The 11771-nt window shown below is 54.0% G+C and carries 10 protein-coding genes and 1 other RNA gene; all 11 read right to left on the bottom strand.

Annotation, left to right across the window (positions count from 1 at the left end; translation table 11 throughout):
• Positions 1 to 3: 3 nt before the first annotated feature.
• The 11 genes from ACW5XD_RS16085 to smpB all read right to left on the bottom strand — a co-directional run bounded on the left by ACW5XD_RS16085 (position 4) and on the right by smpB (position 11645).
• Complete coding sequence (locus ACW5XD_RS16085) at positions 4 to 861, bottom strand: FRG domain-containing protein (RefSeq protein ID WP_456495711.1); 858 nt, start codon at positions 859 to 861, stop codon at positions 4 to 6.
• Positions 861 to 2195 (bottom strand): restriction endonuclease subunit S, encoded by a 1335-nt coding sequence (locus ACW5XD_RS16080; protein WP_456495710.1) that lies wholly within the window; start codon positions 2193 to 2195, stop codon positions 861 to 863. Before ACW5XD_RS16080 ends, ACW5XD_RS16085 begins: the two co-directional genes overlap by 1 nt.
• Positions 2185 to 3801, bottom strand: coding sequence for a class I SAM-dependent DNA methyltransferase (locus ACW5XD_RS16075; protein ID WP_456495709.1), 1617 nt, complete (start codon positions 3799 to 3801; stop codon positions 2185 to 2187). Before ACW5XD_RS16075 ends, ACW5XD_RS16080 begins: the two co-directional genes overlap by 11 nt.
• A 623-nt stretch (positions 3802 to 4424) precedes the next feature.
• The gene (locus ACW5XD_RS16070; protein WP_456495708.1) at positions 4425 to 7226 is read right to left on the bottom strand and encodes a DUF927 domain-containing protein; all 2802 of its coding nucleotides are present in this window, start codon (positions 7224 to 7226) and stop codon (positions 4425 to 4427) included.
• Positions 7227 to 7229: 3 nt separating this feature from the next.
• On the bottom strand, positions 7230 to 7511 hold the full coding sequence (locus ACW5XD_RS16065; protein ID WP_456495707.1) for a hypothetical protein: 282 nt from the start codon (positions 7509 to 7511) through the stop codon (positions 7230 to 7232).
• 13 nt (positions 7512 to 7524) lie between these two features.
• The gene (locus tag ACW5XD_RS16060; RefSeq protein WP_456495706.1) at positions 7525 to 7962 is read right to left on the bottom strand and encodes a hypothetical protein; all 438 of its coding nucleotides are present in this window, start codon (positions 7960 to 7962) and stop codon (positions 7525 to 7527) included.
• Positions 7963 to 7971: 9 nt separating this feature from the next.
• Positions 7972 to 8187 carry a helix-turn-helix transcriptional regulator gene (locus ACW5XD_RS16055; RefSeq protein WP_456495705.1) on the bottom strand — a complete coding sequence of 72 codons (216 nt, stop codon included), beginning with the start codon at positions 8185 to 8187 and terminating at the stop codon, positions 7972 to 7974.
• Between the two features lie 176 nt (positions 8188 to 8363).
• On the bottom strand, positions 8364 to 9113 hold the full coding sequence (locus ACW5XD_RS16050; protein WP_456495704.1) for a DUF6387 family protein: 750 nt from the start codon (positions 9111 to 9113) through the stop codon (positions 8364 to 8366).
• Positions 9114 to 9212: 99 nt separating this feature from the next.
• Positions 9213 to 10496, bottom strand: a complete 1284-nt coding sequence (locus ACW5XD_RS16045) for an integrase domain-containing protein (RefSeq protein ID WP_456495703.1) — start codon at positions 10494 to 10496, stop codon at positions 9213 to 9215.
• A gap of 178 nt (positions 10497 to 10674) precedes the next feature.
• Positions 10675 to 11034, bottom strand: a transfer-messenger RNA (tmRNA) gene (gene ssrA / locus ACW5XD_RS16040).
• A gap of 122 nt (positions 11035 to 11156) precedes the next feature.
• Positions 11157 to 11645 (bottom strand): SsrA-binding protein SmpB, encoded by a 489-nt coding sequence (smpB, locus tag ACW5XD_RS16035; protein WP_042036966.1) that lies wholly within the window; start codon positions 11643 to 11645, stop codon positions 11157 to 11159.
• Positions 11646 to 11771: the final 126 nt, after the last annotated feature.

Here is an 11771-nt window from a genome sequence, read left to right as displayed (position 1 = left end):
GACTCAACAATACTCATCCATAATTTTTGACATGTACTCTTCCTTAATTAATTCGTTGCAATGTGATGATGAACCAATTAAGTCTGGGTACAAACTAGAATGATGAATATTCATTTTCCTTAGCGATTGGAAACTGTTAAGTCGATCGTGATCATTTTCCATAGGAATATGAACCTTGAAAACATATTTCCTCAGCGTCTCAGGGTCGTCAACATCAACATCCCTTTCGGCTAGTTCATTGATAATCAGTGTCTCAAGAGTTTTTGACTCTCCTAAAGGGGATACAGTAAACAAGCCATTTTGACTTATTAATCGAGCATGCTCAGAACTCAATGTATCAACAAATATATCAATATTAAGCTTACTTAACCTAGTTTTATTCAGAGCAAAAATTGCACGACTGTAGTTTTTGGGAGTTTCATTGACAGGATCTCTCATTTCAACAGCGAAGAACATAGCTACATATGGCGAACGACTCCAGTCGAGCAACGGCGTCATTAATCCAAAATGCTGCCCAATTGCCCACACGTCTAAATCATCTATTGTTGAAATTGATTTAACACGCCCCCTTATAGAATATTTGAACTGATAAAGCTGTCGCTCCGCCAAGTCTGGGTCTATGGTTGCATTATTCGACAATCGTGCGAGACTAGGTGTTAATCCCCAGTCAGAACGACGCTGCCCCCTAAACAACCATTCATCATGAGTCTTAAATATAGGGTCATTACTAAAGACTTCTTGTAGGTGCTGCCAGTGCTTTACTTTAGTTACTGGTATGATGCCATCAATATCATCACGCATAACATCAAAGCTAGGCCACATTTTTAGTCTATTATGAGGCTTCCTGTGTTTTATCTGCATTACAGAACAGACTCCATCTTATCAAGGCTCAACTCACCTGAAATGAGTTTTGGCAGTAGGCCATCGCGTAGATTGATCAGGGTTGTCGATTGCTCTGCATTTGCAAAAATCCTTTTTCTTAATGTGGTAGTAAGGGTGTCGAAGGCATCTAACAAATCCTCATCAGGAGTTGTTACCTGTAATCTATAGGCATTATTTCGATTTAACCCTGGTACAGCCGCATCAGTGTTCATATCAGCAAGACCTAATGTTTGTAATAGATAAAAACAATAGGTGAGTGGCTTCTCGGATCGTACATAGAACACTGTATCTATAGGAAAGAATGGTCTGTCCTCCCAATAAAGGCTACCTACAGTCCCTTTGCGGCCGACGATTATTGATGGCCCATCAACCAGCGACTCATTGTGATATCCAGTTATGCCACCAGAACCATAGACGGGCACGGGACCATCAATTCGATCTGTCGACTTCAACGCTTTGCCGTAAACAAGCTCCATCAGGTTCTCAATTTTGTTGATATTCCACCCCTTCGGTACCCAGCCGCCGAGACCTAAAGAGGGCTCATCGCACGGTTCAAAGGCGGCAGGGAAGAGTTGGCGTGTGGCCGCAGGTAAGGGCTTAAAGTCCTTTCGTGCACGCACGCCCTTGCGTGCCTCTGCGCGGCGCAGCAGCTCATCGGAGAGGTCCCGCTCCTGCTCAAAAAAGCCTGCTTCCAGCGCATTATCCATCACGAGATCGAAGTCCACAAACCACGACTTAAACAGCGCCTGCGCCATCTGTTCCAAGGTTTGGTTGATTTGGCGGTTGAGGGCGACTTTGTCATCCAGTGTTTTTAGTATTTTGGCAATCTTGAGTTGTTCATTTTTTGATGGATAAGATATCTCAAGGCGACCGATCATTTCATTATTAAGACTAGCTCGCGTGGACATTGTTGAAAACGCAAGCATTGATTGCCTAAACTTCGGGCTGCGCAAATAATACCCAACATATTCAGGGACTAACTCACTTTCCTTATGTGGGCGCAAGCGCTTGCAAAAACCATTAAAAGTTGAATTTTCATAATCTTGAAGAGCTACACAGCTCATGCCGAGCTCATGCATTGTTTCACTAGTTCTGGTTAGAAATACATCGCCGCGTTTGACTGAACTACTTGCTCGCTCTTTATCATTAGATTGAACTAAATCACCCAGTATGTCTGGGGTGAAATAGTTATAGAAGACATCTTTAAACGTCAAAAAGGGATAGCCAGAACCAAAATCTTTTGCGGGTTTGGATAGGCCTGAGCGAATATCGTAGTGATCTAGGAGTTTCGTGGTTTTCCAGTTATGCCCCATAACCAAGCGCCTCCATATTGGCACGGATCGCCAGATCCAGCTCTGCCGCCTCGTCCAACTGGCGATAGAGTGTTTGGGTTAGCTCGGTCATCTTGGTCTCAAAGGCGATGCCATCATCTTCCACTTCGGCGGCACCCACATAGCGGCCAGGGGTCAGAACATAGTCGTTAGCGGCAATATCGGCCAAGGTCGCCACCTTGCAAAAGCCGGCCTGATCTTCATAGCGTTCGATGCTGATCGCCTGCGCCTTGATGCGGCGGGCCAGCTCGTCGTCGCTGCTGCGCCAGGCGTGGAAGGTGTCGCTGATGCGGGCGATATCGGCGGCGGTCAGCTCCTTGTTGGTGCGACTCACCATGGTGCCCAGCTCGCGGGCATCGATAAACAGGGTCTCGCCCCGGCGATCCCGATAGCCGTGCTTGATGCTGGCCCCCTTGTTCTTGCTCATAAACCAGAGGCAGACCGGGATCTGTGTGGTGAAGAAGAGCTGGCCCGGCAGGGCGATCATGCATTCGATGCGGTCATCTTCAATCAGCTTTTGGCGGATCTCCCCTTCGCCGCTGGTGTTGGAGCTCATGGAGCCGTTAGCCAGCACAAAGCCGGCGGTGCCATCTTCCGACAGCTTGGCAAGCATATGGAGGATCCAGCCGTAGTTGGCATTGCCAGTGGGCGGAGTGCGAAATCCATCAAAGCGCGGATCGTCGGTGAGCTCCGCCTCGCCGCGCCACTCTTTCAAGTTGAACGGCGGGTTGGCCATGATGTAGTCGGCCTTGAGGTCCGGGTGCTGGTCGTAAAAGAAGGTGTCGGCGGCACGTTCACCCAGATTGCCGATCAGACCCCGGATGGCCAAGTTCATCTTGGCCAGCTTGTAGGTGGTGGCGGTGAGCTCCTGCCCGTAGATGGCGATATCCTTGCTCTTGCCCTGATGGCTCTCGACAAACTTGAGGGACTGCACAAACATGCCGCCCGAGCCGCAGCAGGGGTCGTAGATCTTGCCCTGATAGGGCTCGAGCATCTCGGCCAGCAGGGTGACCACGGATTTTGGGGTATAGAACTCGCCGCCGCCCTTGCCCTCGGTGGCGGCAAAACGGCCGAGGAAGTACTCATAGACCCGGCCCACCAGATCCTCTTCGGTGAGATGGCACTCGTTGGCCAGGGTGTCGATATTCTCGATGGTGTCGATCAGCGACGAGAGGCGAGTCGCCTCCAGCCCCAGACGGGAGAAATAGTTATCGGGCAAGGCGCCAGCCAGCGCCGGGTTGCGCTTCTCGATGGTGGCCAGCGCCGTGTCGATCAGCACCGCCAAGTCATCTTGCTTGGCGCGGGCTTTTACATAGCCCCAGCGCGCCTCTTCGGGCAGGAAGAAGACGTTGTCTTGCTGATAGAAGACATCCATCTCGACAAAGGCTTCCTGGCCGCTGGCGATCAGCTGTTTGCGCTTGGCCTCAAACTTGTCGCTGATAAATTTGAGGAACACGAGGCTTAGCACCACGTGCTTGTATTCGGAGGATTCCACGCTGCCACGCAGCTGGTTGGCGGTATCCCAGAGGGTCTCTTCAAAGCCTTTGCCGGCTTTCTTGGCGGTGGATTTTTTCGGGGCGGTGGCCATGTATCTGTATTCTCTTATTCTTCTGAAAAATAATCGGAGTCCAGCGCCTTGATGGCGAAGACCTGACGGGTGGAGACACCCAGGTTGCCCGGGATCATCTCATAAAATCGGCTGGATTTGGTTGCTTTTGGACTCAAAAAGGATGTGGCATGAGATGAGCTCATACGACATGTCACACATTATGCGATGAGTAGGACCTATAAGGTTATCCAAGAACCGTTCTGGTTTGCCTTGGTGCTCGCCATCAAGAATAAAGGGTTTCCGCTCTATATATGCAAAAAACGGAGGTTACCGTGGTTACATGGTTACATGGTTACATGGTTACATCACCCGCAAAGCCACGCCATTACTGGATTCTGTTGTAACCATTGTCTAAAGAACCGAGTGGTTACAGGAGCATGAAAGTGGTTACAAGGCAGGGTGTAACCATTGTAACCACCTTGTAACCACTAAAAATGAAACGGCTGGTTACAGCGCCATTCCTTGATTTATAAGGCTTACAGAGGTGTTTCGTAGTCGTGTAACCACTGTAGCCACCATTATTATTGTCTTGTTCTTCATGCGCTCAAGGTGGAAAAGCAAAGGGCCACACTCGGCGACCCCTTGGTTCCTTCTGGCTGGCGTTATTCGTCCTCCTGGCCGTCCCCCTCATCGGCCAATACACGCTCGGTCAGCACATAGACCCATACCGGTGTACCCATGCCGGGCAATCGGGCTTGTCGCTGCAACCGCTTCTTGTCTTTGCCGCCGAGCAGATAACCCGCGTCAAGACACAGGTGCGCAGCTCGCTTCGGATCGCGTCCCTTGGTGATCTCGGCCCAGCCAGTGGACGTGACCAAGAAGCTCACGCCGTCTGCATCTACTTTGCGAAAGCCCACTGCGTTGGCCGGGCGGTGTTTTTCATCATGCCAATCAGCAAAACGGGAGTATTGGTAGGCAGTGACGAACCCGCGCACCAGCCCCAGGGTCGCGGCATCCTCCTTGTTGCCCAGGTGCCCCCGCTCTGTCAACCAAGCCTTGAGGCAGATGCGAACCGCTTTGGTCGCCTCACCTTCCGGCCAGCCTGTGACCCCCAACCGGGTTGCCAGTTCACCCGCAGCGGCCACCAGCGCGAACCGGTTGATGGCGCGGCCTACCTGATTGCCTGCGCCATGCGGGGTTAACTCAACGGCAAGACGCTTGATCTCGCCCCGCAGGTGCTCACGGTATTGCTCCATATCGGTAGTTAGCCCCTTCACAAAAGCGTGAAAGGCGCTGCCGTGCTGGCTGTCGGCGCGGGCCTTGAGCGTATCGGCGAAGCTGCGACCATCCGCCATACCATGCAACCGCTCAAATGCGCCATGCTGCCCGGTGTCGCTCGGGATCTGGATGGTGCGCACCTCCATCCCCGCCTGAACTTTTTTACCTGACTCGGATGCGTGATCTTCCAGTGACAACTCACCGGTAGACAGGAACAACAACCGCCACGTCTTGCCCTCCCTCAGTTCGCCATCCTGTTTACTGCGGATCTTGCCCTGGCCGTTTGCCAGCATGTAGGCGGTTTTACCCGCTTCCTCACCCCCCAATTCGCCGATCTCATCCAGACAGAGCAAGGCATCATTGCGGCGACTGGCCATCCCCTCGATACCGTTGCCCGTTGCCCGCCATGTTTTGTAATAGCGATCTGGGTTTCCGTAGACGCTGGCAGCGGCCTTCATGATGGTGGTCTTGCCGTCGGTACTCTCCCCCTTGAGGTGGAACCCACCGCCCTCCATGCCTACCAGAGTCAGCAGTGGGGCCGCAAAGGCGAGCGACAGCGCAAAGCACAGGCGGGAGTTACCCACGGCCAGCGCCGCCACACCCTGTTGCCATTCGGCCAATGTGCCACACTCGGTAAAATCGTTAGCCGCATAGCCCGCCGTCTGCAATATCACCCCCTCCGCTTCTGACCCTATCGTACCTTTTGGCAGCACATAGGCATTACCATGCCAGCCGGTACGTTCCACACAGGTGATCCGCTTATCGGGCTGGCAAGCCATAAGGTACTCGGCGAGTTTACGTTTGCGGCCCAACTCAATAAACGGCAAGCCCGCATCCAGCAGGGCAGTGAAGACCTCTTCACCGTTGCGCGGGACCAGGGAGCGAACAGGCATCGCCCATTGGCGTGTTCTTCCCACGCTATCTTGCCACTCCAGCAGGCGGCCGTAGCCACGGCCATGCTCATCACTGGTTTCAGCCAGCACCCGGATCGGGCTGGATATGGGTACCAGTTCTTGCTGGGCATCGTTTCCCCGCCCGACCTTTTCCCACACACAGAGGCGATCCCCCCGGATCTCAAACCCTGCCGGCAGGTCTTTCCCGTCCTCTGTATCGTCATCGCGCACCGGGTGAAGCGGCACAACATCGGCTTGGCAAGGCGCCCCTTCCTTCTGGTTGGCGTCTTTGGCTTGGGGGCTGGCAGTGCTCGGTCTGGCGCTCATGATGGCCTCCTTGGTTGCGTTCAGCCCGTGGGTTTGGTGGTAGTCGTTCCAATCACCTGCAACCGGTGGCAGGGCTACCAGCCCGCCTACGGCAGCGGCGGCTTGCTCGGCCTTGGCCTTGCCGGGGTTGCCCTTGGTGTGGGCGTCATTGTCGCCACACAGCAGGATCCTGGCCTCAGGATGCTGGCGGCGAGCAATGGCGGCCACTACAGCCAAGTTGCCGCAATCCATCGCACAATAGACCGTCGCCCCGGTGGCCAAGTAAACCGACAGACCGGTGGCATAACCCTCGACAATGGCAATCAACTCCCCGCCCTCGATACGGTGGAAGGCCCCGGCCTTTTGCCCGCCTGCCAGATAACGCTTGCAGCCGTCATGGCCGATCAGCTGTACATTCACCAGTTCGCCCGCCTCATTGGTCAACGGGATCACCACGCTACCGGCCGGGTAGTTCTTGTCGCCCACACGGATCGGGGCGCAATTCACCGCATTCAGGCGTTCGGCAAAGCCCTTGCTCGTCAGGTAAAGGGACTCCCCCTGCTCACAGTCGCGGAGAATGGCAGCAGCACGGCGGGCAGCTTGCTCACGCTGTTGCTCGCCCCGCTTGCGCGCCTGCTCTGCCTTGGCTTGCTGCTGCTGACGAATGCGCTCACGTTCAGCCGGATCCAGCCCACCGGCAGACAGGCCCACCAAAGGGGCAACCAGTTCGGCGGCCTCCTTGGGGGTCTTGCCCATCACCTTGCAAACCAGATCCAGCCCGTCACCTGCCCCACACTGGTTGCAGATGAAGGTACCGCGCCCCTCCTTATCATCGAGCCGAAACCTGTCCTTGCCATCACAACAGACAGGGCAAGGGCCATGCTTGCCAAGGCGCGGGGTGTCGATACCGACAGCCGCCAGCAGTTCGGGCCAGCGGCCACCGGCTGCGGTGACCACATCCGAAACAATACCTTTTACTTGGGCCATGGCTTATTTGGCCTCGTTCAGTGGGGCCAGCTCAACCGCCTTACACTCGATTGCGATAGGGGCAACCGCCATCGCACAAGCTGCGGGGCCCCCTTGCAGCACATAGAGCAAGGCGAAGGTGTGGCGGCTGATGGGTTCGGCGAGACCTGCCAGTTTGGTATGGACGTGATGAAACGCCAACAGGTCGAACTGTGCTTGCTGTGGGCGCCGCGACTCGGCCAGGAGGTGGCTGTTTTTGGGCAAGGCTTCGCCCTGGGCGGTGTGCCCATCGTTTGCAATGATCATGTTTAAACCTCGGCTAGGCGGCGGGCTGGTGGCTGGACTTGATGGGGAAGAGATTCAGGTAACGGACGATCTGTTTCTCACTCAAGGGCATCGTGCCACGCTGTTGGCACTTGACGTTGATCAGCTCAACCACCTTGCTGGCCTCGTCGCGGTCTTGCAGCCAGTAACGTTTGAAGTGGACCACATCGCCACCAGCGTGTTGGTGGCTGAAGAATTCGTCCGAGATGGTGATGTTGTGGTGCTTGCGCAGGTCGCTGATCGAGTTGCGCGGGTTGAGGTCATGCAACTTGGCAAAAGCAGAAAGGGCGCTGATACCCTGAGTGCCATTCTCGAGCAAGTGGAGAGCTACCAGTTCCAGCTTGGTAGCGATGCCGATAGACTGGGTAGTAGTATCCCCTTGCTTGGTGTGGGTCGTGCCGTTCTGCGATGCGACCTTTTCTTTTTTGTTCATCGCTGCCCCCTATGCCGCTACATTGCGAGCGGCAATACGCTCCGCCATCCAGGCGTCAATCTCAGCTTCGACAAAGGCCACTGAGCGGCCACCGCCAAGGTGGACGGTCTTCGGGAACAGGCCCTGGGCCATCAGATCGTAGATCGAGCTTTTGCTCATACCCGTCTTTTGGGTTGCTTCACGCATACGAATAAAGCGCAGGGAGGGGTTGGTCTTGTTTTCCATGTGGTACTCCATATTCGTCATCTTGGCTCACGTTAGGCCAACGAGGACGATTATGGTTTTTTCATATTTCTTGGCATCCGGGGTTTATATAAAAGATTTATCGACGAAAATTTTTCAGGAAAATTTTCGTCGTTTAGGTCAAAGCACATGAAACGTCCAGCGTTATTGCCGGGTTGTTATGTGAGGCTCAGGCATTCATCGCGCACTAGCCGATCACCATTTTGCCTACCATCCGCCCCCGTCTGGTCTAGCCATAAGCGCAGCATGTCCTGATAGTCTGAATTGGCAAAACCAAGCGTAAAGGGGATCCGGGTCTCTGCCATTTGCTTGGCCGTAACCAATTCTTCCGTAAAAAGCACACGGGACAGCTGTTCGGCACTGTATTTAAATCCGTTGATTTGGGCCCACACCATAAGGTCGATCATGGGGAGCACCTTGTACTCAATAATACGTCTGATGGTGCTTGGCCCTACTTTGCCTGTCTCGTTTTTGGTTGGTTCTGGCTGTGCCGACTGTTGTCGCCAGAGAGGAATTAACCGCCTGAATTCGTTCACTAGTTCATCATCCGTTGCCTCACCGAGGTTTACCCCGATTTCTATCAGGTTAGGGGGGCTGCGCCTGTTTTGGAGATCGAACAACTCCAATGGGCATATATGGGGGGTGATTAAATGATCCACTCCATTTTTTGGATTCGTCACTGTCAGTGGGAATGAATGGATAAATCCGAGCGGGTTACTAGCCTGAATAGTCATCGGAGAGCTCATATCGGAGGATATGTTAGCCGCTGCAATGTCATCGCGTAGGAATGAGATTTTGAACAATAAATTAGCAATCAGTGAGCGATTAGTTTCATGATTGGATAGTTCATAATCTGACAGATTAAACCTTTTCGGTAAGGGTTGGAGTTTTGCTGTTCTTCTCGTCATGCGCAGATCTCACACTATCAGCTTGAGTGGAGGGCCGAGTCAGACGGGCAAGGCTTTCCCGCTTTTCTCTCCGTCGAGATAGACCCGGTGGGATTCGGTTTATTCGTTGACCAGCTTGAGCGCCTTAGTGCCGCTTGCCAGAGACAGGCTTCCTTGGCTGGCGTTCTCTATGTGGTCACTCCACCAGCCCATCATGATCACCCGCTGCTCAAAGTAGTCAGAGCGGTTGTAGGCGCGACGGATTTCGTTCTCATCGGTGTGGGATAGTGCGGCCTCAATGGCGTCAGGGTTGAAGCCCTGTTCGTTGAGCGTGGTACTCCCCAGCGAGCGCAAACCATGAGCCACTAGTCGCCCGCCATAACCAAGCCGTTTTAAGGCCGCATTGGCACTTTGGTCGCTGATGTGACCAAGCGGATCGCGGCGGCCAGGGAACACAAAAGGACGGTGGCCGCTGATCGGCTTCATGCGCTCCAGCAGAGAGAGAGCTTGCGGGGTCAGCGGAACCCGGTGGGGACGATCCATCTTCATCCGCTCAGCAGGGATATTCCAGACTTTGGCGTCAAGGTCGATCTCATCCCAACGGGTACCGGCTGATTCGCCCGGGCGCACCAAGGTATGCAGGCTCCATTCAATTTGGCAGCGCGTGGTCGGGTCTAACCGACCATTGGCAATGTCAGCCATCAAAAGCGGTAACTCGTCCGGTTTGAGGGTCGGCATGTGCTTTTTGGCTGGCTTCTTGAAAACCTTGCGTATCGCTGAGCAGGGATTGGCATCGAGCAGGCCGTGGTTAACGCTATAGTCGAGGATTTCGTTAATCCGCTGACAAAGGCGGCGTACAGTCTCATGTTTGCCATCTGCCTCCAGAGGGCGCAGCATCTCGATGACTTTGGGAGCACGAATCTGGTCGATGGGCATAGAACCGATGAAGGGCAACACATACAGCTCAAGAGAGCGCCACGAATCCGCGGCATAGGCTTCAGTTACATCATGGCGTTTGAGATCCAGCCACTTAGATGCCATGTGTTCAAAGGTGTTGGTGCTGGCTTCTTCCATGGCTTTGACCATGGCGGCCTGTTCTTCTTTGTGGAGCTTGGGATCAATGCCTTGGGCCAGCAGGGCGCGAGCTTCTCGACGCCGCTCTCGAGCTGCCGATAGCGATACATCAGGGTAAGCACCGAAACTAATGTTTGAACGCTTCTTGTCACTTGGCCGGTAGTAGTTGAGCAGCCACAATTTAGAACCATTCAGCTTTACTCTCAGGTAAAGCCCATCCCCGTCTGCCAAATTGTACTCTTTGACTAGAGGCTCACCCGCCTTGGCCTTTGGTGGTACCCCGGGCTTTGCAGTTCTTACCTTTGAATCACTCAGTTTGTCGTTGCTCATGGTGTTACCTGTCGAACGTAACACCAAAAACGGTGTTACCAGGGGAGTGTTACCACAGATGTTACCTTGAGAGCTGGATTAAATCGACTTCCCCGGATTTCTACGGACAACAAAAAACCCGCAAAGCCTTACGCTGTGCGGGTTTCTGTACTTCTTCGTTCCCGGCCGGAACATTGTTTGGTGGAGCTGGGGGGATTTGAACCCCCGTCCAAAATTACTACATCCTCGGTACTACATGCTTAGTCACTCTTTACATTCGCCAACCCGCTGCGGAGAGACACGCCACGAATTGACTAGCTCGATTGGTTTTAATGCTTCCGCCCCGAGCAGGACTTCCACACGATCCTGTGAAGGATGACCTTCCGATTCCCTAGGACACAGGCAAGCTAGGGTAGAAGGGCTCAGCGCAGGTTATTAAGCTGCGAGTGCGTAGTTTTCGTCGTTTGCGACTATTTTTTTGCGGTTTGTTAACGAGGCCTACCGCACCTCGGCATGCACCTTGGGTTTCGTGAATCTTGTCGAATCCAGAATCAGCCCCAAGTTGTCAAAACCGATTGTACGCAAAAATCCTGTCATGGCAAGGTGTTGATAGCAATCAACCGGCCTTGGCCGGTCGATTGCTGGTTTATTGGACGCCGCACGGTTGCATGCGGTGCACAATCAGCCGCGATGCTTGTTCTTCATGATGCGGGCTTTCTCCCGATCCCATTCGCGGGCCTTGGTGTCTTCCCGCTTGTCGTGCTCTTTCTTGCCTTTGACCAGGCCGATTTCGACTTTGACCCAGCACTCTTTCCAGTAGAGCGCCAGCGGCACTATGGTGTAACCCTGACGGGCGGTTAGGCTCTCCAGCTTGTCGAGTTCACGGCGGCTCAGCAGGAGCTTGCGGGTGCGGGTCGGATCACACACCACGTGGCTGGAGGCTGCGTTCAGTGGCAGGAAGGTGGAGCCGAACAGGAAGGCCTCGCCCTGCAAGAAGATGACATAGGCTTCGCTGATGTTGGCCTTGCCCGCCCGCAGGGATTTGACTTCCCACCCTTGCAGGGACAGACCGGCTTCCACGCGCTCTTCGATGAAGTACTCGTGACGGGCGGTTCTGTTGAGTGCAATGGTGCTGGACCCGGCTTTGTTTTTACTGTTCTTTTTGCTCATGACGGGCGCCTTTGGCAATGATTAGGAAGGCGCATTATACGTGGGTGGCGGCGGCTGTAAAACGCGCAACTGCTCGAGTGGCGGCTTTGTGAGCGGTTTTGGGGATGATCTTGGCTGACAAGGTGA

The sequence above is a fragment of the Aeromonas enterica genome, assembly GCF_054052465.1.
This window is presented reverse-complemented; position numbering and strand designations above follow the sequence as displayed.